The 26570-nt window shown below is 59.4% G+C and carries 25 protein-coding genes; 9 read left to right on the top strand and 16 right to left on the bottom strand.

All coding sequences use genetic code 11. The features are described 5' to 3' along the window. The first annotated feature begins 1 nt into the window (after window position 1). Entirely contained in the window at window positions 2-898 is an 897-nt protein-coding gene (locus LN244_RS01705; RefSeq protein WP_239041139.1) for a polyprenyl synthetase family protein, read from the top strand. Window positions 899-900: 2 nt separating this feature from the next. Continuing rightward, window positions 901-2685, top strand: coding sequence for a 1-deoxy-D-xylulose-5-phosphate synthase (gene dxs, locus LN244_RS01700; RefSeq protein ID WP_239042350.1), 1785 nt, complete (start codon window positions 901-903; stop codon window positions 2683-2685). Window positions 2686-2755: 70 nt separating this feature from the next. Here the strand turns inward: dxs and ribA are convergent, their stop codons facing one another. The 11 genes from ribA to LN244_RS01645 all read right to left on the bottom strand — a co-directional run bounded on the left by ribA (window position 2756) and on the right by LN244_RS01645 (window position 11397). After that, window positions 2756-3364 carry a GTP cyclohydrolase II gene (ribA, locus tag LN244_RS01695; RefSeq protein ID WP_239041138.1) on the bottom strand — a complete coding sequence of 203 codons (609 nt, stop codon included), beginning with the start codon at window positions 3362-3364 and terminating at the stop codon, window positions 2756-2758. 48 nt (window positions 3365-3412) lie between these two features. Next, on the bottom strand, window positions 3413-3889 hold the full coding sequence (locus tag LN244_RS01690; RefSeq protein ID WP_239041137.1) for a phosphatidylglycerophosphatase A family protein: 477 nt from the start codon (window positions 3887-3889) through the stop codon (window positions 3413-3415). Further along, the gene (gene thiL / locus LN244_RS01685) at window positions 3886-4851 is read right to left on the bottom strand and encodes a thiamine-phosphate kinase (protein WP_239041136.1); all 966 of its coding nucleotides are present in this window, start codon (window positions 4849-4851) and stop codon (window positions 3886-3888) included. Before thiL ends, LN244_RS01690 begins: the two co-directional genes overlap by 4 nt. 18 nt (window positions 4852-4869) lie before the next feature. After that, the gene (nusB, locus tag LN244_RS01680) at window positions 4870-5346 is read right to left on the bottom strand and encodes a transcription antitermination factor NusB (RefSeq protein WP_239041135.1); all 477 of its coding nucleotides are present in this window, start codon (window positions 5344-5346) and stop codon (window positions 4870-4872) included. A 2-nt stretch (window positions 5347-5348) separates the two neighbouring features. After that, complete coding sequence (ribH, locus tag LN244_RS01675; protein ID WP_239041134.1) at window positions 5349-5822, bottom strand: 6,7-dimethyl-8-ribityllumazine synthase; 474 nt, start codon at window positions 5820-5822, stop codon at window positions 5349-5351. Window positions 5823-5833: 11 nt separating this feature from the next. Then, complete coding sequence (ribBA, locus tag LN244_RS01670) at window positions 5834-6952, bottom strand: bifunctional 3,4-dihydroxy-2-butanone-4-phosphate synthase/GTP cyclohydrolase II (RefSeq protein ID WP_239041133.1); 1119 nt, start codon at window positions 6950-6952, stop codon at window positions 5834-5836. A gap of 17 nt (window positions 6953-6969) precedes the next feature. After that, on the bottom strand, window positions 6970-7641 hold the full coding sequence (locus tag LN244_RS01665; protein ID WP_239041132.1) for a riboflavin synthase: 672 nt from the start codon (window positions 7639-7641) through the stop codon (window positions 6970-6972). Then, window positions 7641-8786, bottom strand: a complete 1146-nt coding sequence (gene ribD, locus LN244_RS01660; RefSeq protein ID WP_239041131.1) for a bifunctional diaminohydroxyphosphoribosylaminopyrimidine deaminase/5-amino-6-(5-phosphoribosylamino)uracil reductase RibD — start codon at window positions 8784-8786, stop codon at window positions 7641-7643. Before ribD ends, LN244_RS01665 begins: the two co-directional genes overlap by 1 nt. 7 nt (window positions 8787-8793) lie before the next feature. Beyond that, a complete protein-coding gene (nrdR, locus tag LN244_RS01655) occupies window positions 8794-9270 on the bottom strand; it encodes a transcriptional regulator NrdR (protein WP_239041130.1) in 477 nt (158 codons plus the stop codon). A gap of 130 nt (window positions 9271-9400) precedes the next feature. Then, window positions 9401-10657, bottom strand: coding sequence for a serine hydroxymethyltransferase (glyA, locus tag LN244_RS01650; protein ID WP_239041129.1), 1257 nt, complete (start codon window positions 10655-10657; stop codon window positions 9401-9403). Window positions 10658-10974: 317 nt separating this feature from the next. Beyond that, on the bottom strand, window positions 10975-11397 hold the full coding sequence (locus LN244_RS01645; RefSeq protein ID WP_239041128.1) for an Hsp20/alpha crystallin family protein: 423 nt from the start codon (window positions 11395-11397) through the stop codon (window positions 10975-10977). A 177-nt stretch (window positions 11398-11574) separates the two neighbouring features. Between LN244_RS01645 and ettA the strand changes: the two genes are divergently transcribed. Then, window positions 11575-13233 carry an energy-dependent translational throttle protein EttA gene (gene ettA / locus LN244_RS01640; protein ID WP_239041127.1) on the top strand — a complete coding sequence of 553 codons (1659 nt, stop codon included), beginning with the start codon at window positions 11575-11577 and terminating at the stop codon, window positions 13231-13233. Between the two features lie 39 nt (window positions 13234-13272). On the opposite strand, the gene LN244_RS01635 is transcribed toward ettA, so the two are convergent. Further along, window positions 13273-14367 (bottom strand): GGDEF domain-containing protein, encoded by a 1095-nt coding sequence (locus LN244_RS01635; protein WP_239041126.1) that lies wholly within the window; start codon window positions 14365-14367, stop codon window positions 13273-13275. Between the two features lie 157 nt (window positions 14368-14524). Here LN244_RS01635 and LN244_RS01630 point away from each other — a divergent pair, with 157 nt between their 5' ends. After that, entirely contained in the window at window positions 14525-14890 is a 366-nt protein-coding gene (locus LN244_RS01630) for a PilZ domain-containing protein (RefSeq protein ID WP_239041125.1), read from the top strand. Between the two features lie 12 nt (window positions 14891-14902). Here LN244_RS01630 and radA read toward each other — a convergent pair whose 3' ends face one another. Then, window positions 14903-16276, bottom strand: coding sequence for a DNA repair protein RadA (gene radA / locus LN244_RS01625; protein WP_239041124.1), 1374 nt, complete (start codon window positions 16274-16276; stop codon window positions 14903-14905). 139 nt (window positions 16277-16415) lie between these two features. On the opposite strand from radA, the gene LN244_RS01620 reads away from it, so the two are divergent. Beyond that, window positions 16416-17693: an O-acetylhomoserine aminocarboxypropyltransferase/cysteine synthase family protein gene (locus LN244_RS01620; protein WP_239041123.1), complete on the top strand. Its 1278-nt coding sequence runs from the start codon at window positions 16416-16418 to the stop codon at window positions 17691-17693. 3 nt (window positions 17694-17696) lie between these two features. Here the strand turns inward: LN244_RS01620 and LN244_RS01615 are convergent, their stop codons facing one another. After that, window positions 17697-18536 (bottom strand): LysR family transcriptional regulator, encoded by an 840-nt coding sequence (locus tag LN244_RS01615; RefSeq protein ID WP_239041122.1) that lies wholly within the window; start codon window positions 18534-18536, stop codon window positions 17697-17699. Window positions 18537-18641: 105 nt separating this feature from the next. Between LN244_RS01615 and LN244_RS01610 the strand changes: the two genes are divergently transcribed. Next, on the top strand, window positions 18642-19676 hold the full coding sequence (locus LN244_RS01610; RefSeq protein WP_239041121.1) for a YeiH family protein: 1035 nt from the start codon (window positions 18642-18644) through the stop codon (window positions 19674-19676). Window positions 19677-19733: 57 nt separating this feature from the next. On the opposite strand, the gene can is transcribed toward LN244_RS01610, so the two are convergent. Continuing rightward, a complete protein-coding gene (gene can, locus LN244_RS01605; protein ID WP_239041120.1) occupies window positions 19734-20396 on the bottom strand; it encodes a carbonate dehydratase in 663 nt (220 codons plus the stop codon). Between the two features lie 80 nt (window positions 20397-20476). After that, on the bottom strand, window positions 20477-21541 hold the full coding sequence (hemE, locus tag LN244_RS01600; protein ID WP_239041119.1) for a uroporphyrinogen decarboxylase: 1065 nt from the start codon (window positions 21539-21541) through the stop codon (window positions 20477-20479). A 153-nt stretch (window positions 21542-21694) separates the two neighbouring features. Between hemE and LN244_RS01595 the strand changes: the two genes are divergently transcribed. From LN244_RS01595 to LN244_RS01585, 3 genes are all read left to right on the top strand, one after another. Beyond that, window positions 21695-22471 (top strand): AraC family transcriptional regulator, encoded by a 777-nt coding sequence (locus LN244_RS01595; protein WP_239041118.1) that lies wholly within the window; start codon window positions 21695-21697, stop codon window positions 22469-22471. Between the two features lie 154 nt (window positions 22472-22625). Next, window positions 22626-25775: a bifunctional proline dehydrogenase/L-glutamate gamma-semialdehyde dehydrogenase PutA gene (putA, locus tag LN244_RS01590; protein ID WP_239041117.1), complete on the top strand. Its 3150-nt coding sequence runs from the start codon at window positions 22626-22628 to the stop codon at window positions 25773-25775. Further along, entirely contained in the window at window positions 25775-26479 is a 705-nt protein-coding gene (locus LN244_RS01585) for a hypothetical protein (RefSeq protein ID WP_239041116.1), read from the top strand. Before putA ends, LN244_RS01585 begins: the two co-directional genes overlap by 1 nt. The last annotated feature ends 91 nt before the right edge of the window (window positions 26480-26570 follow it).

Below are 26570 nucleotides of genomic sequence, written 5' to 3'. Positions count from 1 at the left end.
TATGAGTGATCTCGCACAGCTGTTGCAACAGTATCGTCAGCGGGTCGAGCAGCAACTGGACCGTCTGGTAACGACCGAACAGGCTCTGGAACCCCGACTGCAGCAGACCATGCGCCATGGCCTGTTGAATGGTGGCAAGCGTCTTCGCCCGGCACTGGTGTATCTGAGTCACAAGCTCTGCAGCGGAGAAGGGCCCCACATTCTCACCGACCGGGCAGCGGTCGCCATTGAGTGCGTGCACAGCTACTCGCTGGTGCATGACGACCTGCCCGCCATGGATGACGATGATCTGCGCAGGGGACAGCCGACCTGCCATATCGCCTTTGACGAGGCCAGCGCCATCCTTGCCGGTGACGCGCTTCAGTGCCTGGCATTCGAACACCTCAGTGAGCCTTGTGAAGGCGTATCTGCCGCATTGCAGCTGCGCATGCTCAACGTGCTGGCCCGTGCCAGCGGCGAGCGCGGCATGGTTGCCGGTCAGGCATTTGACCTGTCACATGTGGACAAGCCGTTGGCGCTGGAACAGCTGCAGGCGATGCATGCCCACAAGACCGGCGCCCTGATCACCGCCGCTGTCGAACTGGGCGCGCTCTCCGCTTGCGCTCCGGGCGAAGACAAGCTGGAGCTGTTGCGCCGTTATGGCGACCTGATCGGACTGGCCTTCCAGATTCAGGACGACCTGCTCGATATCGAAGGTGATACCGCCACTCTGGGTAAGCCACAGGGTTCTGATCTGGCCCAGAACAAGCCGACCTACCCGGCCCTCCTGGGCCTGGAGGGTGCACGGGAGCGCCTGCACCAGTTGCATGAAGAGGCTGTCACCATACTGCGCGGTTTCGGGCCGGACGCCAACGACCTGATCGCACTGACCGATTACATCGTAAACCGCGATCATTGATGATGTTCAACCAGATTCCGACTACCCGACCGATCACACCGCTGCTGGACCAGATTGATTCACCCGCAGCCCTGCGCCGGCTGTCCCGGTCACAATTCCCCCAGCTCGCGCGTGAACTGAGAGCCTTCCTGCTCTATTCGGTTGGACAGACCGGTGGCCATTTTGGCGCCGGGCTGGGCGTGGTGGAACTCACCATCGCCCTGCATTACCTGTTACAGACACCCGATGAGGATCTGATCTGGGACGTGGGTCATCAAAGTTATCCACACAAGATACTGACGGGTCGTCGGGAGCAGATGCTGAGCATGCGTCAGAAGGGTGGCCTGTCCCCCTTCCCCAAGCGCAGCGAGAGCCCTTTCGATACCTTCGGTACCGGCCATTCCAGTACCTCCATATCCGCAGCACTTGGCATGGCGCTGGCCCAGCGCCTGCAGGGACATGACCGCCACACGGTTGCCGTCATCGGCGATGGTGCCATGACCGCCGGCATGGCCTTCGAGGCGTTGCATCACGCCGCCCACACCGGCGCCAATCTGCTGGTGATCCTCAATGACAATGACATGTCGATTTCGCGCAACGAGGGGGGACTTGCCAGTTACTTGGCGCGCAATTTGAAGCAAAAGACCGATAGCCCGGTAACTGCCGAACTGTTCAAGGCGCTGGAACTCAGCTATACCGGCCCCGTGGATGGCCATAACTTCAGTTTGCTGCTGCCCGCGCTGGAACAGGCGCTGGCTCAAAACGGCCCCAGGCTGCTGCATGTCGTAACCCGCAAGGGCAAGGGCTTTGCACCTGCAGAAGCGGACCCGGTGGGCTACCATGCACTGACCAAACTGGAACCACCGGCGAAAGCCTCTACCTCAGCCACCCCCAAGCGCCCCAAGTACTGTAATGTGTTTGGTCGCTGGCTGTGTGAAACCGCCTCTGTGGATAACCGCCTCGTCGGTATCACACCGGCCATGCGCGAAGGCTCAGACCTGGTGGCCTTCTCCCGGCAGTTTCCGGAGCGCTATTTCGACGTCGCCATCGCCGAGCAGCATGCCGCCACTCTGGCGGCCGGCTTTGCCTGCCGCGGCATGAAGCCGGTACTGGCAATCTATTCCACCTTTTTGCAACGCGCCTATGATCAGGTCATCCACGATATCGCGACCCAGCAACTGGATGTTCTGCTGGCCGTGGACCGGGCGGGCCTGGTGGGCGAAGACGGCGCCACCCATGCCGGATGCTTTGACCTGGCGTTCCTGCGCTGCCTGCCCGACATGGTACTGATGACACCGGCGGATGAGGCCGACCTCATGACCATGCTGACGTTGGGTTACCAGCATAAAGGCCCTGCCGCCGTGCGTTATCCCCGAGGCGCCGCAGCCCTGCCTCAGGCAACTGCCATTGACTCACTGCAACTGGGCAAGAGCCGCACCTTGCGCGAGGGCAGTAAGGTTGCGCTGCTCAATTTTGGCCCCTTGCTGAACAGCGCCCAACAGGTGGCCGAGGCGAATGACTACACGCTGGTGGATATGCGTTTCGTCAAACCGCTTGATTCAAAAAGACTGGAAGCATTGGCGGCGAGTCATGAACTGCTGGTCAGTATCGAGGATCATGCCGTGCAGGGCGGTGCTGGATCAGCCGTGGCAGAGTTTCTGCAACAGGCCGGTTTAACCACACCGCTGCTGATGCTTGGCATTCCGGATCGCTGGATTGCCCATGCGACACGAGAAGAACAGCTGATCGAGTGCGGACTGGATGCTGGCGGTATCGAAGCCTTGATCCATCAGCGTCTGGGACATTGACCGCCTGAAGGCTGTAAGGCCTGCGACCGCTGCACTGATACCAGCGGGTCGACAGGCTTACCGCAGCGCGTTATTCGTCCTTGAAATGGTGCTCGGTCATCATGTGACCCAGCTTGCCCATCTTGGTCTGCAGATAGTTTTCATTGTGGCGGTTCTTGCCAACCTGCAGCGGTACGCGCTCGGCCACGTTGACACCGTACTTCTCCAGTGCCGCCACCTTGCGCGGATTGTTGGTCATCAACTTGACCGCCTTGATCCCCAGATGCTCAAGCATCGGTTCACACATGCTGTAGTCACGCATGTCGGCGGCGAACCCCAGGCGTTCATTGGCTTCAACCGTATCGGCTCCACCATCCTGCAGGTGGTACGCCTTGATCTTGTTCAGCAGGCCGATGCCACGTCCTTCCTGACGCAGATAAAGCAGCACGCCCTTGCCCTCTTCCGCAATGCGCTTCAGTGCTTCCTGCAGCTGAAAGCCACAGTCACAACGCAGGCTGAACAGCGCATCGCCGGTCAGACATTCTGAATGGATACGGGCCAGTACCGGTTCATCACCGGCCACTTCGCCGAACACCAGCGCGACATGCTCCTTGCCGGTAGCGGGATCTTCAAAACCCACCATGGTAAAGACCCCCCAGGGGGTCGGCAGCCGCGAATCGGCTACATACTGTACTGACACCTTGGTTGTTTCCTCTGTCACTATACGTTTCACGGGGGCGACGCAGACTCAGCCCCAGAACAAGAGCAGCCCCTGAAGCACCAGCGCGGCAAAAACACCGGCCAGCACATCATCAAGCATGATTCCCAGGCCACCATGAACACGACGATCAATCGGTCGGATCGGCCAGGGCTTCCAGATATCGAACAGGCGGAACAGGATAAAGCCGAGCAACGCCCAGATCCAGTCCACCGGCACCGCGATCATGGTGATCCAGTAGCCGACGAACTCGTCCCAGACGATCCCGCCATGATCATGAACGCCCAGATCGCGTGATGTACGACCGCAAAGCCATATCCCGATCACAAAGGCGACCAGCGTCAATCCCAGATAGACCGGCAGACTGGTCTGAGCCATCAGATACCAGAGCGGCACCGCCGCCAAGGTGCCAAAAGTGCCCGGCGCCTTGGGCGCGGCACCACTGCCCAGCCCGAAGGCCAGAAAATGAACGGGGTTACGCCAGACCGAAGCCGGTGCCTTGTTCATGAAGACTCCTTGAAATGATCATACCCCTGCGCCAGCCCCTCGACCGGCTGCCCGAACTCGTCCAGCACACGCAGCCCCGGCTCAGCGGTGATACAGCCCACCTCGGTCAGCCGAATACCCAGACGCTCCGCTGCCGCGACACAGCCTCTTACCTGTTCGGCCGCAACGCTGAGGCAAAGTTCGAAATCCTCGCCGCCGGACAATGCCCACTCGGATGCATGTTGTGGATAAAGTCGGCGCAAGGCTGCCGAGCAAGGCACACGCTGTTGCTGTACCTCGGCCCCAACACCCGATGCCTCCAGCATATGGTTAAGATCGGCCAGGAGACCATCGGAAATATCGAGACCGGCATGAACCCGGCTACGCAGACGCTGGGCAAGCGACACTCGGGGCTCGGGACGGTGGAAACGCTGCTGCAGATAACGCACATCGGCATCGACCGGCAGCGGATGCAATAAGGTTTCCAGCCCGCCACGACTGTCACCCAGAGTGCCCGATACCAGAATGCGATCTCCTGCCCGGGCTCCGCTGCGCAACAGCGCTTGCCCCTCAGGCACCAGACCATGTACCTGGGCACTGAGCGTCAGGGTGGCACCACGGGTGGTATCACCACCAACCAGGCTCATACCCAGCTCAGTGGCTCGCTCGGCCAACGCGGCGGCAAAAGGTTCCAGCCAGGCTGCATCGCCACGGGGCAGAGTCAGCGCCAGCGTCAACCAGGCCGGTGTTGCCGCCGCCGCGGCCAGATCGCTGACAGCCGCACCCAGCAGGCGATAAGCCACCTCTGCAGGTGGGGTACCGGGCAGAAAATGGGTCCCTTCGACCAGCGTATCAATCGACACCACCAGCTGCTGTCCTGCAGGCACCTGAAGCACGGCGCAGTCGTCACCGATACCGGTGATCACGCCTGCCCCCTGCTTCGCCTGCATGAAACAGCGGCGGATCAGCTCGAACTCACCCACGATGGTTTGCTAAAACGCTCAGTTGCCGGAGCGACGTTCGCGGATCTCGGCCGCACGCACCCGCTGGGCCAGCTTGTCGAGAATACCGTTCACGTACTTGTGGCTCTCGGTGGCGCCAAATACTTTAGCCAGCTCCACGCTTTCATTGATCGCCACACGATAGGGCACCTGAAGGCGATGAATCAGCTCATAGGCACCGATGCGCAGTACGCTCAGCTCCACCGGGTCCAGATCATCCAGCGGACGATCCAGAAACGGACGAAACGCCTCGTCCAGATCACGGCTGCCACTGGTCACACCGCGCAGCAGTTCAGAGAACAGCTGAGTGTCGGTGTTGCCCATATCGTTATCGACACGGAACTGGGCTTCGATCTCGTTGGCACTCTGACCGGCCAGAGACCACTGATACAACGCCTGCAGTGCGAAGCTGCGAGCATTGCGGCGCATCTCGGTCAGGTTGGGCTTGCCCTTCTTACGCGGAGTGGTGTCGCTCATGCTCAGACCTCAAGCTGACGCAGCAGGCTGACCATTTCCAGTGCAGACAGTGCGGCTTCGGCGCCCTTGTTACCAGCCTTGGTTCCGGAGCGTTCAATGGCTTGTTCGATGGAGTTCACGGTCAGGATGCCGTTGGCCACCGGTACGTCGTAATCCATGGAGACCTGGGCCACGCCCTTGGAGCTCTCGGCAGAGACGTATTCGAAATGCGGGGTGCCACCGCGAATCACGGCACCCAGAGCGATAATGGCATCGTCCTGCTTCTGCTGGGCCACGCGCTTGACCGCCAGCGGGATTTCGAACGCACCCGGCACACGGATCACGCGGATATTCTCTTCAGCCACACCATGACGAGTCAGTGTGTCGATCGCACCATCCAGCAGGCTCTCGACCACGAACGCGTTGAAGCGGCCGACCACGATGGCGTATTTGCCGTTGGCGCTGACGAAGTCGCCTTCAAAAACTTGTACTGTCATAAGCTAATCCATCAATCCTCGTAGGGGATGTACTCTTCGATCTCGAGATCAAAACCCGAGATCGCATTGAATTTCATCGGCGAGCTGAGCAGGCGCATCTTGCGCACGCCCAGATCACGCAGAATCTGGGAACCTGTACCCACGGTCAAATAGGCACCGGAGGCACTGACATTTACCTTGGAACGCTTCTGGCTGGCATTGAGCAAGCTATCAATCGCCTCACCCAGATCGACACGGCGGCCGCTGTCGATCAGCAGTACCACACCCTTGCCTTCCTCGGCCACACGCTCCAGTGCACGGCGCATGGTCCACTTCACTTCCGGACCGCGGCGGACGCCGACCACGTCACGCAACACTTCAGTACGCACGTGCACACGCACCAGCGTAGACTCGTCCGGGGTGATGTCTCCCTTGACCAGTGCCAGATGGGTGCAGTTCTGAATCTCGTCGCGGTAGCTGACATAGCGGAAATCGCCGAACTCGGTCGGCAACATGCCTTCGTCCGTCCGCTCGACGGTATGCTCGTTCATGGTGCGGTAGTGGATCAGGTCGGCGATGGTGCCGATCTTCAGTCCGTGCTTGGCCGCGAACTTCTCCAGGTCCGGGCGGCGCGCCATGCTGCCGTCTTCATTGATGATTTCGACAATCACCGATGACGGCATGAACCCGGCCATACGCGCAATGTCACAACCTGCTTCAGTATGGCCCGCACGACTCAGGACGCCACCGGGCTGAGCCATCAACGGGAAAATGTGCCCCGGCTGAACGATATCCTCAGGCACGGCGTCGGCCTTGACCGCCGCATGTACGGTGACCGCACGATCAGCCGCAGAAATACCGGTGGTCACGCCCTTGGCCGCTTCGATCGACAGGGTAAAGTTGGTGGAGAAGGCAGCGCCATTGCTCTGCACCATCAGCGGCAGCTTGAGCTGCTCGCAACGCTCGCGGGTCAGGGTCAGACAGACCAGACCACGGGCGTGGGTAATCATGAAGTTGATATCTTCAGGACGCACGCACTGGGCAGCGATCACCAGATCACCTTCGTTTTCCCGGTCTTCGTCATCCATCAGGATGACCATCTTGCCCTGGCGAATATCTTCGATCAGTTCTTCGGTGGTGTTCAGCTGCATAATCCTCTCCCGCCGCCTCAGCGACGCATGAATCCGTGGTTAGCCAGCAACGCCAGAGTCACCCCTCCGGCATCGCCGTCAGCAGGTTCGTCAGTCTGCGCTGCACCCATCAGGCGTTCCAGATAGCGGGCTATGATGTCCACTTCCAGATGCACCTGACGACCGGCTGTATAACTATCGATAATGGTTTCCTGTGCCGTATGGGGCACTATATTCAGCAAAAAGCTGTCACACTCAAGGGCATTGACCGTCAGGCTGACGCCATCGACGGTGATCGACCCCTTGGCAGCCACGTAGCGCTGGATCGATGCCGGCATGCGTACTTGCAAGCGTACTGAACGGGCATCCTCGCTGCGCTCGACAATGGTACCCAGTGCGTCAACATGCCCAGTGACGATATGACCGCCGAAACGGGTATCGGCCCGCATCGCCTTTTCCAGATTGACCGCTTCACCGATGGCAAGCGACTCAAATCGGGTATGGGCCAGTGTCTCCCGCGACACATCGGCGATGAAGCCGTCGCCGGGCAGTTCCACCGCCGTCAGGCACACGCCGTTGGTGGCAATGCTGTCACCGAGCTTGACGTCGCTCAGGTCCAAACCGCCGGTACGCACATAAAGCCGCATGTCTCCACCAATCATGCGGATGTCTGCAATGCTGCCAACGGCTTCAATGATTCCGGTAAACATCAATCAGTTTCCTCGCGACAGCTCAGGGTCAGACGCAGGTCATCACCCAGCTGGCGCGTATCGGTTAATTGCAGACGATACTGCTGTGCCATCTGATCCAGCGGCAAATTGAACAGCGGTCGAGCCGAGCTGCCCAATAGCGTAGGCGCCATGTACAACACCAGTTCGTCGACCAGCCCCGCCCGCAGGGCGGCACCGGCCAGCGTCGCACCGCATTCGATCAGCAGTTCGTTGCACTGCTCATGTTCCGCCAGCCAGGGCAGCAGGGCCGCCAGATCCACTCGGCCATCGGCCGAGGGCAAGGATAACACCCGCGCGCCGGTAGCACTGAGAGCGATGGCGGCCGGCTCGTTTTCGGCCCGAGTCGTAGCGACGAGCGTACTGCCCGGCAGGCTCAGCATGGCGGTCGAAGCCGGTAAACGCAACTGGCTGTCAACGACCACTCTCATCGGCTGACGCTCTGCCGCCAGTGCCGCCTGCTCAGGCGGCAGTCCCAGCTCCGCAGCCCTTACGGTCAACGACGCATTGTCGATCAGCACCGTGTCCACGCCGGTTAGCACGGCTGAGCTGCGTGCCCGCAAGCGCTGCACGTCAGCCCGGGCGGCAGCCCCCGTAATCCATTGTGACTCCCCGCTCTGCATGGCGGTACGACCATCCAGACTAGAGGCCAGTTTCAGTCTCGTGTAGGGGCGCCCCCTCTCCATACGACTGATGAAGCCGGGATTAAGCGCTCGCGCCTCGGATTCCAGCAGTCCGGAAGCGGTTTCGATTCCGGCTTCCTGCAACCGCACCAGCCCTCGACCGGCCACCAGCGGGTTAGGATCCTGCATGGCACAGATCACACGGGAGACACCCGCCTTGACCAAGGCTTCGGCACAGGGCGGTGTTTTACCATGGTGACTGCAAGGCTCCAGAGTGACATACGCGGTCGCACCCCTGGCCTTGTCACCCGCGGCGCGCAGGGCATGGACCTCGGCATGGGGTTCACCTGCCTTGAGGTGGGCACCTTCACCGACCTTCTCGCCATCGCGTACGATCACGCATCCGACGCGCGGATTGGGATCGGTGGTATAAAGTCCCTGACGAGCCAGCTGAATGGCACGGGTCATCCATTGATGATCCTGGGCATTGAAGACACTGCTCATATCAGCATCACTCCCCGTCACCGCTGTTCGCCACAGGGTCGGACAGCCGCTCAATCTCTTCGCGGAACTCCCTGATATCCTGGAAGCTGCGGTAAACAGAGGCGAAACGGACGTAGGCAACCTCATCCAGCTTGCGCAATTCGGCCATCACGGCTTCGCCCACCTCACGCGAAGGCACTTCACGTTCACCGGTGGCACGCAGGCGCTGCTTGATGCGGGTAATGCAGGCTTCGATTTCCTCGATGCTGACCGGGCGCTTTTCCAGCGCTCGCTGGATGCCGGCACGCAGCTTGTCTTCATCGAATGGCTGACGGCTGCCGTCATTCTTGATCACGCGAGGCATGAGCAGTTCGGCAGTTTCGTAAGTGGTAAAACGCTCATGGCAGCTGATGCACTCACGCCGACGCCGGATCTGCTGGCCTTCGGCGACCAGCCGGGAGTCGACAACTTTGGTCTCATGGGTGCCACAAAACGGACAGTGCATGCATGCCTCAGCTTAAAGAGCGTTTGCCGTACAGGCGTTTCCCGAATGGGAGCCTGCCGGTGAGAATGTCTGGGCCTATGCCCTGGTATAAAAAAAGGGCGGCCGCAGCCGCCCCTGCTATTCTACCGGCTTACTTGTAAACCGGGAAGCGGGCACAGATTTCCTTAACCTGTTCCTTCACACGAGCGATGGTGTCTTCATTGTTGATATCGTCGAGGATATCGCAGATCCAGTTCGCCAGCTGAGCCACTTCCTCTTCCTTGAAACCGCGACGGGTCACGGCCGGAGTACCGATACGCAGACCAGAGGTCACGAACGGAGAACGCGGATCGTTCGGTACGGAGTTCTTGTTCACGGTGATGTTGGCGCGACCCAGGGCGGCGTCCGCATCCTTACCGGTGATGTCCTTGTTGATCAGGTCAACCAGGAACAGGTGGTCCTCAGTACCGCCAGACACGATATTGATGCCGCGATCCAGGAATACCTTGGCCATTGCCTTGGCGTTTTTGACAACCTGAGCCTGATACTCTTTCCATTCCGGCTCCATCGCTTCCTTGAAGCAGACAGCCTTGGCAGCGATCACGTGCATCAGCGGACCGCCCTGAGATTCCGGGAATACCGCGAAGTTCAGTTTCTTCTGCAGCTCTTCATCCGCATTGGCAGACAGGATCAGGCCGCCACGCGGACCACCCAGTGTCTTGTGAGTGGTAGTCGTCACTACGTCTGCGAAGGGCAGCGGAGTCGGGTATACACCTGCCGCGACCAGACCGGCGATGTGCGCCATGTCGACGAACAGGTAGGCGCCAACCTTGTCGGCGATTTCGCGGAAACGTGCCCAATCAACGATCTGAGAGTAGGCAGAGAAACCGGCCACGATCATTTTCGGCTTGTTCTCAACGGCCAGACGCTCAACTTCGTCGTAGTCGATGGCACCGGTTTCCGGGTTCAGGCCGTACTGTACCGCATTGTAGATACGGCCGGAGAAGGATACCGCCGCACCGTGGGTCAAGTGGCCACCGTGCGCCAGGCTCATGCCCAGAACGGTATCGCCCGGCTGGCACAGCGCCATGTAAACGGCTGCGTTAGCCTGGGAGCCGGAGTGCGGCTGAACGTTCGCATACGTTGCGCCGAACAGTTCTTTCGCACGTTCGATCGCCAGTTCTTCAACCACATCGACGTATTCGCAGCCACCGTAGTAACGCTTGTGCGGGTAGCCTTCGGCATACTTGTTGGTCAGAACGGAGCCCTGGGCTTCCATGACACGCGGGCTGGTGTAGTTCTCGGACGCGATCAGTTCGATGTGCTCTTCCTGACGAGTCGCTTCTGACTGCATCGCAGACCACAGATCCGCATCATAACTGGCAATAGACATATCTTTGCTAAACATTGCTGTCCCCTGAATTTGCAAAAATAGCGGCAAAGTTGGCGCAGGTAGTGACGGACTGACCTGTATGACCTGTAGCTGCCTTAAAAAAGAGGCGCATTATAGTCTAAAAATCATACGGAAGGCACATGAAAAGGGGTCAGTCCATTACGCAAAAGATTCATTTTATGGCAGACCCCCTTCAGATATTGCCCTGAAGACACTGCATTCATCTTCCATACGCTCATCAGCCGACAATTCGCAACGCACCAGCCCGTCGTGTTCCGTTGGGCAAGGGAACACGACGGGCCATAACGTGCAGACATCTGATGATGACCATCTCAGTCGATACTGATTTTCACACCTTCTTTCGGCTCGGCCGGCTTCTTGGGCAGAGTGATCGCCAGCACGCCATCTTCGAAGGCCGCTTTCACCGCCTTGGCATCCACATCACTGCCCACGGACAGCTGGCGGACGAACTGGCCGACATGACGTTCCTGACGGATCAGTTTGCCATCTTTTTCTTCCTTGTTTTCAGTACGCGTCTCCCCCTTGACCGTAAGCACACCGTTATCGAGGGAGATGTGGATATCCTCTTTCTTCACGCCCGGCATATCGACATTCACTTTGTAGGCGCTATCGCTTTCATGAACATCAATTGCCGCAACCCGGTCGCCGTTGGAACGGCTTGCCAGGGGACGGAAGAAATCATCAAGGAAGGTATCATCAAAAAGGCTGTTGAAACGGGTCAGACTTTTACTCATCTCAATGCCCCCATTCAGGTTGGATTATTGATCAGAGACCCAATCGGCACAGAGGCCGGTCGTCATGAGTGTAGGCCGGACCGAGTAATCGTGCCATTGCACCGGCTCAAATGGCTTTCGTGCCTGTCGACAGGTAGAATCTGGCTGTTTTTTAACCCCAAACCTACAGGCATATTGATGGCTCAGTACGTTTATACGATGAACCGCGTGGGCAAGGTGGTACCGCCCAAGCGTGAAATCCTCAAGGATATCTCCCTGTCGTTCTTTCCCGGCGCCAAGATCGGTGTACTTGGCCTGAACGGTGCCGGCAAATCCACCCTGCTGCGCATCATGGCGGGCGTTGACAAGGACTACACCGGCGAAGCGCGCCCCATGCCCAACATGAAAGTGGGCTACCTGCCGCAGGAGCCGGAGCTGGATGACAACAAGACTGTACGCGAAGTAATCGAGGAAGCGGTTTCCGACGTTAAAAATGCGTTGGCCGAGCTGGATCAGGTCTATGCAGCCTACGCCGACCCTGATGCCGACTTCGACGCTCTGGCCAAGAAACAGGCTGAACTGGAAAACCTGATCACCGCCAAGGACGGTCACAACCTGGATCAGGCATTGGAGCGCGCGGCCGACGCCATGCGCCTCCCGCCCTGGGATGCCAAGGTCGAACACCTGTCCGGTGGTGAACGCCGCCGTGTTGCGCTCTGCCGCCTGCTGCTGGACCACCCGGACATGCTGCTGCTGGACGAACCGACCAACCACCTGGATGCCGAATCCATCGCCTGGATCGAACGTTTCCTGCAGGAATACAGCGGCACCGTCGTGGCCATTACCCACGACCGTTATTTCCTCGACAACGCGGCCGGCTGGATTCTGGAACTGGACCGCGGCCACGGCATTCCCTGGGAAGGCAACTACTCCAGCTGGCTGGAGCAGAAGGAAGCGCGTCTGGAGCAGGAGGCCAAGTCCGAAGCAGCTCACCGCAAGGCGATGAAAGCCGAGCTGGAATGGGTGCGTCAGGGCGCCAAGGGCCGTCAGACCAAGTCCAAGGCTCGACTGAAAGCGTTCGAGGAGATGAATTCACGCGAATTCCAGCAGCGCAATGAAACCCAGGAGATCTATATTCCACCGGGTCCGCGTCTGGGCGATAAGGTCATCGAGCTGCATAACGTCACCAAGTCCTACGGCGACAAGCTGCTGTTCGAAAACCTGAACTTCTCTATCCCGCCGGGCGCCATCGTCGGTATCATCGGTCCCAACGGTGCCGGTAAATCTACCCTGTTCCGCATGCTGACCGGCGAAGAGCAGCCTGATTCCGGCGAAATCGAGATCGGTTCTACGGTACAGCTGGCCTATGTCAACCAGTCCCGTGAACTGAACGGCAACAACACCGTGTTCCAGGAGATTTCCGACGGTCAGGACATCATCACGGTAGGCAACTACCAGACGCCGTCACGAGCCTACTGCGGACGTTTCAACTTCAAGGGCTCCGACCAGCAGAAGTTCGTCAAGGACCTGTCCGGTGGTGAGCGCAACCGTCTGCACATGGCCAAGCTGCTGAAAGAAGGCGGCAATGTCCTGTTGCTCGACGAACCGACCAACGACCTTGACATCGAGACGCTGCGCGCACTGGAAGAAGCCCTGCTGGCCTTCCCGGGTTCCGCTGTGGTGATCTCGCACGACCGCTGGTTCCTCGACCGTATCTGTACTCACATCATCGCCTATGAAGGCGACTCCAATGTGGAGTTCTTCGAAGGCAACTACACCGAGTATGCCGAGGACTACAAGCGCCGTTACGGCAAGGACCATCAGCCTGAGCGGATCAAGTACCGCCGCATGAGCTGATTATAAAGGCCGCCTCTGGGCGGCCTTTTCGTTTGGCTATCAGGCAGCCTGCTCCAATTCCGCCATGCAATGGCGGTCGCGGCCACCATCCTTGGCGCAGTAGAGCGCTTCATCAGCGCGCTGCAACAGACTTGAGTGATCTTCCCCACCCTGCAGCATGGCGATGCCGATACTGGTGGTAAAGCTGACTTCGTCACCGGTTGGCACCTGGAGACTGGTCTGATGACAGGCGGCACGGATGGCTTCTGCCCGCTCACGAGCCTGATCGGCATCGACTCCGGGCAGAATCAGCAGAAACTCTTCACCACCGAAACGACCGGGCAGCTCATCCTTGCTCCTGGACTGCTGGCGCAGAATGCGTGCAAACTGCTTCAACACAATATCCCCGGCCGCATGACCATACTGATCGTTGAATCCCTTGAACTTGTCCAGATCGAACATCATCACGGCGAGCGGACGTCCCTGGCTGTGTGCATCCTTGATATCCTCATCCAACTGCTCCATCACCTGGCGACGGTTGGCCAGCCCGGTCAAGGGGTCGCGTGTCGCCTGTCGGTACAGCACCAGCAGCAGATTAAGTTGATTGACTGAGGCCCAGCCGGCAATGCAGCCCAACAGCGCCAGCAACCAGAGGTCGTTGACGGCAGTCACCTGACCAAAGCTGCTCAGCCAAAGCTGAGTGACCAGCTCGACGAGTACGACAAACAGTGTAAAGCCCAGTATCTCAAATACGGTCAGTGGAAAGATCGCCAGCATGGTGATGATCATGAACGGGAAGAATGCATATCCGGCCACACTGGTTTGATAGCCCTGATTCTCCAGAATCAGCGTACTTCCTGTCTGGAACAGCGTCAGCACCATGACCAGCAACAGCAGACGGATCAGGGACACTTCAAGACGGTAGGGCTGAGACGCCCAAAGTCCCAGCAGTAGACAGCTACAGCTGGAGGCAAGACGGGCATAGGCGATAGTGGTACTGACATCAGCCGGTAACAGCCACCAGTCAATCAGAATCCAGGCACTTTGCAGTACCATCAGCAGCCAGGCAATCATGCGCACCCGGGTAAAAAGATGATAACTGCGGGTATGATTGAAATAGCGCGAGTGCCGCCCGGCTGCCAGCAAATCTGTCATGACGTCCCACATTCCGAAACCTGCCTGAGATTATTTTTATAACCGACAAGATTAGGACAACAACCTGCAAACATTATTGATCTGGCGCACTCAGTCTCCACAATCCATCTGTGGTGTAATACCATTCGAAAGAAACTGGATCCTCAGGAGCCCGAGCGTGAACAATCATCTAGAACGGCGCCGCTTTACCCGCATCCCTTTTGATGCCGAATGCGAATTGCACAGCGACAAGGGCTCAGCGGTAGTCCAGTTGCTCGATATCTCCCTGCGCGGCACGCTGATCGAATCACCGCGCCCGCTGCCCATCGAGGTCGGCGAAACCGCCCGACTCCACCTGTATCTGGCCAACGATATTCTGATCGAAATCCCGGCGACCCTTAAGCACGCGGCCCCTCCGCAGTACGGTTTCGTTGCCGAAGGCATCGAGATCGACAGCATCACGCACCTGCGTCGCCTGATCGAATTGAATCTCGGTGACGAGACCCTGCTGGAGCGAGAGCTGGAACAACTCCTCGAGGGTTAAGCCAGCGCTGACTCAGATCGCGTCCAGTGCTTCGGAAAGGGTCTTCACACCGACCACTTCCATGCCGGGCATGGGCTCACGCGGGACATTGGCGATCGGTACGATGGCGCGTTTGAAACCGTGCTTTGATGCCTCGCGGATCCGCTCCTGACCATTTGGCACCGGTCGAATCTCTCCCGACAGCCCCACCTCGCCAAACACCATCAGCTCCTGCGACAGCGCCAGATTGCGAAAACTTGAGACAACGGCCAGCAAGAGCGCCAGGTCGGCACTGGTTTCCAGCACCTTGACGCCCCCCACCACATTGACGAATACATCCTGATCGCCGGTCATCAGACCGCCGTGACGGTTCAGCACCGCCAGCAGCATCGCCAGCCGGTTCTGCTCCAGACCCACCGCTACCCGGCGCGGGTTGGACAGATGTGAGGTATCCACCAGCGCCTGCAACTCCACCAGCAGCGGCCGGGTCCCTTCCCAGACCACCATCACCACACTGCCGGGGCTGGGTTCGCTGCCACGACTGAGGAAGATGGAACTCGGATTCTTCACCTCCTTGAGACCGTTCTCGAGCATCGCAAACACCCCCAGTTCGTTGACGGCACCAAAGCGGTTCTTATGGCTGCGCAGGGTACGAAAACGGCTGTCGGATGATCCCTCCAGCTGCAGTGAGCAGTCGATCATGTGCTCCAGCACCTTGGGGCCGGCCAGGGAACCATCCTTGGTGACATGACCGACGAGGAACAGCACCGTACCGGTCTGTTTGGCAAAGCGCGTCAGGAAAGCCGCACTTTCACGTACCTGAGAGACGGACCCCGGCGCCGATTGCACATCGGCCACGTGCATGACCTGAATGGAGTCGATCACAATCACCTTGGGCCGCAACTCGTTGGCCAGGTCACAGATGGTTTCCACCGCGGTTTCCGACAGCATCTGCAACTGGTCAGCCTTGAGTCCCAATCGTGCCGCCCTCATCGCAACCTGCTGTAATGACTCCTCCCCGGTGATATACAGTGCCGGCATCTGCCCGGCCAGGTGACACATGGTCTGCAGCAGCAGCGTACTCTTGCCCGCGCCCGGATGACCGCCGATCAACACCGCCGAGCCAGGCACCAGCCCACCGCCCAGAACACGGTCCAGCTCTGCGCTGCCGCTGGAGAAACGCGGCATCTCCTCCAGCGCCACTTCACTGAGGCTGACCACCTTCTTCTGCGCACCCGCCCCGCCGGCATAGCCATCAAAACGCGCACTGCGCACGCCGCCGGCATCGGAGCCCAGCCGCACCTCGGTAATCGTGTTCCACGCCCCGCAGGCACTGCACTGCCCCTGCCACTTGCGGTAATCAGCGCCGCAATCGTTGCAGACAAAGGCGGTTTTGGTTTTGGCCATCGGGGTGCCTCCTGAAGGATTAGGGTTTACACTGAGCGTCTGTTTGCAGAACTCGATTGTATCAAGCGGCAGCTGTCCGGGTCAGCCTCGGCCCCCTGTGAACGACCGCGCCGATCTAGCCAACAAGGAAAATCTAATAATGAAACTGGAAACACTCGCCCTGCATGCCGGTTACGAAACCGATCCGACCACCAAGTCCGCGGCTGTGCCGATCTACCAGACGACTTCCTATACCTTTGATGATGCCCAGCACGGTGCCGACCTGTTCGACCTGAAGGTGGCAGGCAACATCTACACTCGCATCATGAACCCGACGACGGATGTGTTGGAGAAGCGCGTCGCGGCAATGGAGGGCGGTGTCGCCGCGCTGGCGGTAGCCTCCGGCATGGCGGCCATCACGTATACCATCCAGACCCTGGCCGAGGCAGGGGACAATATCATTTCCACCAGCGAACTGTACGGCGGCACCTACAACCTGTTCGCCCACACCCTCCCGCGCCAGGGGCTGGAAGTGCGCTTTGTGCAGAAAGATGACTTTGCCGCTCTGGAAGCCAAGATTGATGCACGCACCAAGGCGATCTACTGCGAATCCGTGGGCAACCCCTCCGGTGGCATTGCCGATATCGAGAAGCTGGCCGAGATCGCTCATCGTCATGGTGTGCCGCTGGTGGTCGACAACACCGTGCCCAGCCCGTCACTGTGGCGTCCGATCGAACAGGGCGCTGACATCATAGTCACCGCAGCCACCAAATACATCGGCGGTCACGGCACGACCATCGGCGGCCTGATCATCGATTCCGGCAACTTCCCCTGGGCTGACAACAAAGAGCGCTTCCCGCTGCTCAATGAGCCCGACGTGTCCTACCACGGCGTGGTATACACCGAAGCCTTCGGCCCGGCCGCTTTCATTGGTCGTGCACGCGTGGTCCCGCTGCGCAACATGGGCGCGGCTCTGTCGCCGATGAACGCTTTCCTGCTGCTGCAGGGACTGGAAACCCTGTCGCTGCGCATGGAGCGCATCTGTGAGAATACGCAGAAGGTCGCCGAATATCTGGAGAATCACCCTGAGGTTACCTGGGTCAACTATGCCGGCCTGGAAAGCCACAAGGACCACGCTCTGGCGCAGAAGTACATGGGCGGCAAGGCATCCGGCATCCTCAGCTTCGGCCTCAAGTCAGGCCGTGAAGGTACGCGCCGATTCTACGATGCTCTGGAGATTTTCCTGCGTTTGGTGAATATCGGCGACTGCAAGTCTCTGGCGTCCATCCCGGCAGAAACCACCCACCGTCAGCTCAACGATGAAGAGCTGAAATCCGCCGGCGTTTCACCGGAGATGGTGCGTCTGTCAATCGGCATCGAACATGTCGACGACCTGATCGCCGACCTGGAACAGGCCCTGTCCAAAAGCGCCCAGTAAGGGTCAGCTTTCCGGCGGACAACACGCCAGAAAGCGCGCCACTGCAGCGGTATCAGGCCGCTGCCGGTGGCGCAGCAGGTACAGCTGACGCCGGATACTGTGTTCCGGCGCCAGCACCTGCAACTCGCCACTTTGCAACGACTGCTGCACCACATGCCTGGACAGGCAACTGACTCCCAGCCCTGCACGCACCGCATTGTGAATCGCTTCCGAACTGCCCAGCTCCAAAATCGGCTGCACGCCCTCCAGCGTACCGAAGAGTTCCTGTTCGACCACGCTGCGGGTACCCGACCCCGGCTCACGCATGATCCAGGGCAGATGAGCCAGCGACTGGCCCTTGAATGAAGGCGCTGCCACAATCACCATCTCATCCTGCCGCCAGGGTGTCATCACCAGATCCGGATGCAGGGCACGTCCTTCGATAAGCCCAAGATCAAGCTCGAATCTGAGCATCCGCTCGGCGATGTCGTCGGTATTCGCAATCTCTACCCGCTCACAAGGCAGTTCGCCACGTGCCTCTCCCAGAAGTCGTGGCAGCAAGTAATTACCGATGGTGGTGCTGGCACCTACCTTCAGCTGGTTGCCGCCGTCACGAAACAGGGCTTCTGCATCCCGTGCCTGTACCAGCAGCGCCCTGGCGCGCGGCTGCAATGCGCGCCCACTGGCATTCAATACCAGCCGCTTCCCCACCCGGTCAAACAGCCGCTCGCCCAGACGCGATTCCAGCTCCGAAAGGGCATTGCTGGCCGCCGACTGCGACAGGGAGACCGCTTCTGCCGCACGAATCGTAGAACCGGTTTCAATGACAGCGAGAAAAACCTGAAGTTGGCGCAGAGAAAGCATCGTCACCTCCATATCGAAAAAACAGGTAAATAATACCAAATCAATCCGTTTCTAAATTATAAACAATGACATTAGAGTGCTCACCTGCTTCACAGGAGATGCCCGATGCCACTGCTGTCACGATTCAATCTGCCTCATCTGTTGCCCGGCCTGACGCTGACACTGGTGTTGAGTCTGGGCGCCCTGCTGCTGGTGAAAATGCCACTGCCCGGCATCGCCATGGCCGGCCCACTGACACTGGCGATGCTGCTGGGGATACTGGCGGGTCATCTGGCCGGAAACAGGCTGGAACAGCTGAGCACTCAGGGACTTCACTTCAGCCGCCACTATCTGCTGCGTGCCGGCATCATTCTCTATGGCCTGCGCATCAGCTTCGATGATCTGCAGGCAGCCGGGCTCAGCGCACTGCTGATCGACCTGGTGGTTGTAGCCGTCACGCTGGCCACAGCCGCCTGGGTCGGTATCCGCTGGCTCAAACTGGAAGCCCGTACCGCCGTGTTGATTGGTGCCGGCAGCGCCATCTGTGGTGCGGCTGCCGTGCTGGCCAGTGCCCCCACCATTCGTGCCCGCCAGCAGGCGGTGCCCATTGCCATCGCCACCGTGGTGCTGTTCGGCAGTGCTGCCATGGTGCTGTATCCCTGGCTGTTCACTCAGCCGTGGGTACAGGCGTTGTTCGATAACGGCGACGTCGCGTTCGGAAGGCTGGTCGGCGCCACCACGCATGAGGTCGCTCAGGTCACGGCGATAGCGGCTACCCTGCCAGAAGAAGCCGCCCATACGGCCGTCGTGACCAAGCTGATGCGAGTCATGCTGCTGGTACCGGTGCTGCTGTTGCTGAGCCAGCTGTTCGGCCGCGAGGAAACGCCCGCAGCCGGCACCCAGCGACTGCCCATTCCCTGGTTTGCGCTGGTGTTCATGCTGCTGCCGCTGGTGAACACGCTTGAACTCTTGCCCGACAACCTGCTGATGCTGCTGCACCAGCTGGATCAGCTTTTCCTGGCAATGGCGATGGCCGCACTGGGCTTTGCCACCCGTTTGAGCGCAATCCGCGCAGCCGGCTGGAAACCGATGGTTCTGGGGGCTCTGCTCTTTGTTCTGCTGCTGCTTGGCGGGACAGCCCTGACAGTGCTGTTGGGCTGAGAAACAAAAGCCCCTCTATGATGAGGGGCCGGGTATAACCAACGGCAACCGAGTCACCTAGCTGAAGGCGCGGATGGACTCAATGCGCGCAATCGCCTGCTGCAGCTCAGGCTCCACCTCATCCGGGGTACCGGCACAAAACTCCAGGTCGGTCAGACGACCGTTCTTCAGGCTGTAAACCCAGCCATGAATGCTCAGCTCCTGACCGCGCGCCCAGGCGTCCTGAACGATAGTGGTATTGCAGACGTTATGGGCCTGCTCGATCGCATTCAGCTCACACATCATGTCCACCTGGGCAGGCGTATCCTTCCAGGGACCAACAAGCGCGCGGTGCTTGTTGTAAACATCCCGAATATTCCTGAGCCAGTTGTCGATCAGGCCATGAGAACGCTGATCCAGCGCAGCTCGTACACCACCACAGCCATAGTGCCCCACGACCATGACATGTTTGACCTTGAGTACCTCAACCGCGTATTGCAGGACCGACAGGCAGTTCATGTCGGTATGGACCACAATATTGGATACGTTGCGGTGGACAAACAGTTCCCCCGGCAGCAGATCGACAATCTCGTTGGCCGGCACACGGCTGTCGGAACAGCCGATCCACAGGTATTCGGGGGCCTGCTGAGATGCCAAAGCCGGGAAAAAGGCCGGGTCCTGCTCATGGATGCGGTCGGACCAGGTGCGGTTGTTCTGGAAAAGGTTTGAGAGCTTTTTCATCTGTTCTATCCGGTCGAAACAACACAGGCAGCGATGGGTATCACCGCTGCCCGTGTCTGACGGCTTTTTAATGCGGCCTGTTAGCGGTGGTACTGAGCACTCAGCTCGTGAACCGCATCGACAAAGACCTTAGCGCTCTCGGGATCAACAAACTGGTGGATACCATGACCGAGGTTGAAGACGTGACCGTTACCCTCACCAAAACGGGCCAGGATGTCGGCCACTTCCGCACGAATACGCTCCGCTGGAGCATAGAGTACGCTGGGATCCATGTTGCCCTGCAGGGCGACACGATCGCCGACACGGCGGCGGGCGTCATCGATGTTGGTGGTCCAGTCCAGACCCAAGGCATCAGCACCGGCCTCTGCCATCATTTCCAGCCACTGACCACCATTCTTGGTAAACAGGATCACCGGTACACGACGGCCTTCATGCTCACGGATCAAGCCGGACACGATCTGCTGCATGTATTTGAGCGAGAACTCCTGGTACATGGGTCCGCTGAGTACACCACCCCAGGTGTCGAAGATCTGTACCGCCTGAGCACCGCAGCGAATCTGTTCGTTCAGGTATCCGGTGACCGACTGCGCCAGCTTATCCAGCAGGGCATGCATCACCTCGGGAGTGGCATACATCATCTGCTTGATGTGGCGGAAATCCTTGCTGGAACCGCCTTCTACCATGTAAGTGGCCAGCGTCCAGGGGCTGCCGGAGAAACCGATCAACGGGACGCGTCCAGACAGGGCGCCACGGATTTCGCTGACCGCCGCCATGACGTAATCCAGATCCGAGGCCGCATCCGGGATCGGCAGCTCGGCCACGTCCTTTTCAGTGCGGATGATCTTCTTGAAGCGCGGGCCCTCGCCCTGTTCGAAGTAGAGCCCCAGCCCCATCGCATCCGGGATAGTCAGAATATCGGAAAACAGGATGGCCGCATCCAGATCGTAGCGTTCCAGCGGCTGCAGAGTTACCTCGCAGGCCAGTTCACGGTTTTTGCACAAACTCAGAAAGTCCCCCGCCTGAGCACGGGTCGCCCGATACTCCGGCAGATAACGCCCTGCCTGACGCATCATCCATACCGGAGTCACATCAACCGGTTCAAGCAGCAGCGCACGCAGAAAGCGATCGTTTTTCAGTTCAGCCATCTCGCCATCTATCCTGTAAGTCAGAATTTATTTGCCGACATTGTACCCGTAAAAGCGGGCAAATGCGCTCCACCTGATCACATCCATCCGGTTGCGCTGTATAATTTGTAGGCTAAGGTTAACTGAATAATGACTATCCGGTGACGATGTTACATGACGCGAAGCACCAAAGTTCTCAGCCTGCCCCCCTCCGCAGATCAGCACGACCACCAGCATCACCAACTGGTGTTTGGACTCGAAGGTGATACTGCCTTTGAACTGGTAGGGCATAGTCGCGAGGTGCGTATCGGTCACGGTTGTCTGGTTCCCTGTGCAACCGACCACATGTTCAGCGGCCTGGGCGACAACCGCATTCTGGTGCTGGACCTTCCGGTTGAGAGCGACGACCGCTTGCAGCAGGAACGTATCGACCGTCTGTTCCAGCAGGCCAGCTATTTCCACTGTCCTCCCGAACTGCAACTGTTGTTGCGTTCACTGAGCCGAGAGATTCAGCATAATCCCACCGACCCCCTGTTGCAGGAAGCCTGCAGTAACACCCTTATCTGCGCGCTGCAACGCCAACTCGATCAGACTCCACCCAGACGCATCCAGGGCAAACTCAACCTGGACCTGCTGGATGATTACATCGATATGCATATCGACCGTCGCCTCCCGGTGGAAGAGATGGCGGGCCTGTTTTGCCTGAGCAGCAGCCAGTTTTTCGCCCGCTTCCGTGATCAAACCGGGGTGACTCCCATCCAGTATGTCAACGAGCGGCGCCTGCAGGCGGTTCGCAAGGCACTGCTGCAGGCACCTGACTCCATTGCACAGCTTGCCGGCCGTTACGGTTTTGGCAACCAAAGCGCCCTGACCCGTGCCTTCAGCCAGCGTTTCGACATGTCACCGGCCCAGTTCCGTCGTCAACGAAGCGATCTGCCATCGGAGAATTAAGCAAAACAACCGTAGAAACCGACAAGACCGCTCCGCAACGACTGTTATTAAATGCCGCTTCAGTGGGCAATTCGGCTCTCTGAATCGGCAATACCCCAGGATGTCTGCCTGCAACCGGCAGCCCGGCATCTGCGGAAGAGTTGAGGAAAAGTCTATGTTCAAAGCGATCGATGCACTGCATCCGGGATTGATCGAGCAGCCTCTGACAGCGCTCTGGGAGCAGATCTCCCCGCTTTACGCCATTGACGAGAGCCGCTGGCTCAGGGAACTGATGGCGCTGGCCGAACCGACCGGCGATCAGATCCGCCAGGCAGAATCACGCGCGACCAGCCTGATCGAGCAGGTTCGGGCCGATGATGGTGCCATCCACATGATCGACGCCCTGCTGCTGGAATACAGCCTGGATACCCGCGAAGGCATCCTGCTGATGTGCCTGGCAGAAGCGTTGATGCGCATCCCCGATGCCGAAACCGCCGATGCTCTGATCCGCGACAAACTCAGTGTCGCCGACTGGAAGAGCCACCTGAGGAATTCCGACTCCCTGCTGGTCAACGCCTCCACCTGGGGCCTGTTGCTGACCGGCAAGGTGGTCACCATGGATGAGCGCGAAGACGGCACTCCGTCTGGCGTCATCAACCGTCTGGTCAACCGCCTGGGTGAGCCACTGATCCGCCGCGTCATGCAGCAGGCGATGAAGATCATGGGCCACCAGTTCGTACTCGGCCGTGATATCAACGAAGCGATGAAACGCGGCAGCGAGTACCGTCAGAAGGGTTACACCTACTCCTTCGACATGCTGGGCGAAGCCGCCCTGACCCGCACCGATGCTGCCAAGTACCTGAACGACTATAGTCGCGCCATCGACTTCGTCGGCAACTATCAGGACAAGAAGGCCAAGGGTCCGAAGCCGAGCGTTTCGATCAAACTGTCCGCCCTGCACCCGCGCTACGAGCCGGGACAGGAAGAACAGGTCATGGAGCAGCTGTTCGAGACCGTGCTGAAGCTGATTCGTCAGGCCCGTGCGCTGGATGTCGCCATCACCGTCGATGCCGAAGAAGCGGACCGTCTGGAGCTTTCCCTGCAGCTGTTCCAGAAGCTTTATCAACACCCCGATTGCAAAGGCTGGGGTGGATTTGGCCTGGTGGTACAGGCATATTCCAAACGCGCCCTGCCGGTCCTGATCTGGCTGGCAGCGCTGGCCAGGCAGCAGGGAGACCTGATCCCGGTACGCCTGGTTAAAGGCGCCTACTGGGATTCCGAGATCAAACTCTGCCAGCAGAAGGGTCTGGATGGTTACCCGGTCTTCACCCGCAAGGAGTCCACCGACGTCTCCTATCTGGCCTGTGCCCGCTTCCTGCTCAGCAGCCATGTTAAGGGCCTGATCTGGCCGCAGTTTGCCAGCCACAACGCGCACACGGTTGCCACGATCATGACCGAAGCGCAGCACAATCAGTTTGAATTCCAGCGCCTTCACGGCATGGGTGATGCGCTCTACGACCGCGTGCTGGAACAGGCCGGCGTGGCCGTGCGCATCTACGCACCCGTTGGCAACCACAAGGACCTGCTGCCTTACCTGGTTCGCCGCTTGCTGGAAAACGGCGCCAACAGCTCCTTCGTCCACCGTCTGGTCGATGCCCGTTGTCCGATCAGTGAACTGACCGAGCACCCCTGGCTGACCCTGAACAAGCGCAACCCGCTGCACAACCCGCATATCCCGCTGCCGCGCGACATTTACGGCCAGCAGCGCCAGAACTCTCGCGGTCCCAACATTGACATTGCCTGCGAGTGGAAACCGTTCAGCGCCAAAGTGAACGAATGGCTGAACCACCAGTGGCTGGCTGGACCGATCATCAACGGTGAGAGAATCGAGACCGGTCGTATCGTTGAGGCCAAGGCTCCTTACGATCACCGCCACCATACCGGCCGCGTTCACTTTGCCAACGCGGAACTGGTGGCGCAGGCAGTTCAGGTCGCCAGCGATGGTTTTGCCGACTGGCACGCCACTCCGGTCGGTATTCGAACTCAGGCACTGATGCGTCTTGGCAACCTGCTGGAAGAGAACCTGGAAGAACTGGTCGCACTCTGCCATCAGGAAGCGGGCAAGACCATTCAGGACAGCATCGATGAAGTCCGTGAAGCCGTGGACTTCTGTCGTTACTACGCGCTGCAGGCCAACGACCTGTTCAGCACTCCGACCAAGCGTATCCTCGCCGATGGCAGCAGCCATCAGTTGATTCGCGATGGCCGTGGCGTTTTCGTCTGCATCAGTCCGTGGAACTTCCCGCTGGCAATCTTTCTCGGTCAAATCACCGCAGCTTTGGCGGCCGGCAATACCGTTGTCGCCAAGCCGGCTGAACAGACCAGTCTGATCGCCGCACGCGCGATTGAGCTGATGCTGGCTGCCGGCATTCCGGGAAGCGCCATCCAGCTGCTGCCCGGTACAGGTGCCGACGTTGGTGCACCACTGACTGCCGACCCTCGAATTGCCGGTGTTGCCTTTACCGGATCGACCGAAACCGCACGGCTGATCAACCGCGCACTCGCGGCGCGCGACTGTGCGCCAGTGCCGCTGATCGCCGAAACCGGTGGTCAGAATGCGATGATTATCGATTCCACCTCCCTGCCGGAGCAGGTGGTCAAGGACGCCGTGCAGTCCGCGTTTGCATCCGCCGGCCAGCGCTGTTCAGCACTGCGCGTCCTTTGCGTGCAGAAGGACATTGCCGACCGCATCATCGATCTGCTCAAGGGTGCCATGGCCGAGCTCAAGACCGGCAACCCCTGCCTGCACAGCACCGATGTAGGCCCGGTGATTGACGCCGGCGCTCAGCAGGGACTGCTCAACTACATCGAGCAGATGAAGTCTCACGCTACGCTGCTGGCGCAGTCGGCACTGCACCCTGATGCGGATCAGGGCACCTTCGTCGCACCCACCGCGTTCGAAATCGACTCCATCGAACGCCTGGGTCGTGAACAGTTCGGTCCGATCATGCACCTGGTGCGCTATGAAGCCAAGGACCTGGATAAGCTGATCGATCAGATCAACCACTGTGGTTACGGCCTGACGCTGGGCATTCATACCCGCAACGAAGGTACCGCCGCGCACATCGAATCCCGTGCCCGCGTTGGCAATACCTACATCAACCGCAACCAGGTGGGTGCCACCGTTGGCGTGCAGCCGTTCGGTGGTCAGGGCCTGTCCGGCACCGGCCCCAAGGCAGGTGGCCCACACTACCTGCTGCGCTTTACCCGGCTGCAGCCGAATGTGACCCGACCGGCGTCCAAAACTGACAAGGTGGAGGGATAATGATGCATCACTCTGATATTCGCGACATCCAGGCTTCCGCAGTCTGGGAAGCCTGGAACCGCCGCGGCTTCGCTGACCGCTGCCGTCTGCTGACCGCCGCGCTGGAGCATCTGCCCGCACATGCCGAGGCAGCTCTGACGGAGCGCCTGGCACGTCAACTGATGGTCGATGCCGAAGCGCTGGAGATCACGCTGGAGATGCCGGGCCCCACCGGTGAATCCAACGAACTCTACCTGACAGGACGAGGGGTTGCCCTGATTCTGGGCACCGAGGCCAGCACTGAAACCCTGGTCGCCTGCCAACTGCTTGCTGCTCTGGCCTGTGGCAATGCCGTGGTGCTGCGCTGGCCCGGTCAGGAAAGCTGGCTCAGCCAACTGGTGGAAGCACTCCACCAGGCGGGTGTTCCCCGGGCGCTGCTGGCTGTCGACACCGATTCTCCGGAACCGGTGCTGTTCAGCCATAGCGACCTGCGCATGGTCATCGCCAGCTGCACACCTGAACAGGAAATCCAGCTGAACCGTTCGCTGTCCGCTCAGGAAGGCGTCCTGCTGCAGCTGGTTGCGGAAACGGATCTGCAGCATTGTCCGCTGCTCACCAGCCCCGATTTCCTGCTGCGTCTGGTGACTGAAAAAACCCGCACCATCAATACGACAGCCGTTGGCGGTAACGCGACCCTGCTGGAGCTCGGCAGCCGCACCGTCTAACATATCTGGATGGCAACGCCCCCACACCATCCGTTGTCGACCTGCCTCAGCTTCTCTGAGTTCACGCATGAGGCAGGCGTACAATAATCAG

It is taken from the genome of Marinobacterium sediminicola (genome assembly GCF_022343685.1).
Lineage (GTDB): Bacteria > Pseudomonadota > Gammaproteobacteria > Pseudomonadales > Balneatricaceae > Marinobacterium > Marinobacterium sediminicola.
Note: the sequence above shows the minus strand (reverse complement) of the source record. Positions and strands in the feature narration are given on the sequence as shown.

What these genes read in the sequence shown, in the direction of transcription:
- LN244_RS01705 (WP_239041139.1), top strand. Translation starts at nt 2, where the DNA reads ATGAGTGATCTCGCACAGCTGTTGCAACAGTATCGTCAGCGGGTCGAG.
- dxs (WP_239042350.1), top strand. Translation starts at nt 901, where the DNA reads ATGTTCAACCAGATTCCGACTACCCGACCGATCACACCGCTGCTGGAC.
- LN244_RS01690 (WP_239041137.1), bottom strand. Translation starts at nt 3,889, where the DNA reads ATGAACAAGGCACCGGCTTCGGTCTGGCGTAACCCCGTTCATTTTCTG.
- nusB (WP_239041135.1), bottom strand. Translation starts at nt 5,346, where the DNA reads ATGAGCGACACCACTCCGCGTAAGAAGGGCAAGCCCAACCTGACCGAG.
- ribH (WP_239041134.1), bottom strand. Translation starts at nt 5,822, where the DNA reads ATGACAGTACAAGTTTTTGAAGGCGACTTCGTCAGCGCCAACGGCAAA.
- ribBA (WP_239041133.1), bottom strand. Translation starts at nt 6,952, where the DNA reads ATGCAGCTGAACACCACCGAAGAACTGATCGAAGATATTCGCCAGGGC.
- LN244_RS01665 (WP_239041132.1), bottom strand. Translation starts at nt 7,641, where the DNA reads ATGTTTACCGGAATCATTGAAGCCGTTGGCAGCATTGCAGACATCCGC.
- ribD (WP_239041131.1), bottom strand. Translation starts at nt 8,786, where the DNA reads ATGAGCAGTGTCTTCAATGCCCAGGATCATCAATGGATGACCCGTGCC.
- nrdR (WP_239041130.1), bottom strand. Translation starts at nt 9,270, where the DNA reads ATGCACTGTCCGTTTTGTGGCACCCATGAGACCAAAGTTGTCGACTCC.
- glyA (WP_239041129.1), bottom strand. Translation starts at nt 10,657, where the DNA reads ATGTTTAGCAAAGATATGTCTATTGCCAGTTATGATGCGGATCTGTGG.
- LN244_RS01645 (WP_239041128.1), bottom strand. Translation starts at nt 11,397, where the DNA reads ATGAGTAAAAGTCTGACCCGTTTCAACAGCCTTTTTGATGATACCTTC.
- ettA (WP_239041127.1), top strand. Translation starts at nt 11,575, where the DNA reads ATGGCTCAGTACGTTTATACGATGAACCGCGTGGGCAAGGTGGTACCG.
- LN244_RS01635 (WP_239041126.1), bottom strand. Translation starts at nt 14,367, where the DNA reads ATGACAGATTTGCTGGCAGCCGGGCGGCACTCGCGCTATTTCAATCAT.
- radA (WP_239041124.1), bottom strand. Translation starts at nt 16,276, where the DNA reads ATGGCCAAAACCAAAACCGCCTTTGTCTGCAACGATTGCGGCGCTGAT.
- LN244_RS01620 (WP_239041123.1), top strand. Translation starts at nt 16,416, where the DNA reads ATGAAACTGGAAACACTCGCCCTGCATGCCGGTTACGAAACCGATCCG.
- LN244_RS01615 (WP_239041122.1), bottom strand. Translation starts at nt 18,536, where the DNA reads ATGCTTTCTCTGCGCCAACTTCAGGTTTTTCTCGCTGTCATTGAAACC.
- LN244_RS01610 (WP_239041121.1), top strand. Translation starts at nt 18,642, where the DNA reads ATGCCACTGCTGTCACGATTCAATCTGCCTCATCTGTTGCCCGGCCTG.
- can (WP_239041120.1), bottom strand. Translation starts at nt 20,396, where the DNA reads ATGAAAAAGCTCTCAAACCTTTTCCAGAACAACCGCACCTGGTCCGAC.
- hemE (WP_239041119.1), bottom strand. Translation starts at nt 21,541, where the DNA reads ATGGCTGAACTGAAAAACGATCGCTTTCTGCGTGCGCTGCTGCTTGAA.
- LN244_RS01595 (WP_239041118.1), top strand. Translation starts at nt 21,695, where the DNA reads ATGACGCGAAGCACCAAAGTTCTCAGCCTGCCCCCCTCCGCAGATCAG.
- putA (WP_239041117.1), top strand. Translation starts at nt 22,626, where the DNA reads ATGTTCAAAGCGATCGATGCACTGCATCCGGGATTGATCGAGCAGCCT.
- LN244_RS01585 (WP_239041116.1), top strand. Translation starts at nt 25,775, where the DNA reads ATGATGCATCACTCTGATATTCGCGACATCCAGGCTTCCGCAGTCTGG.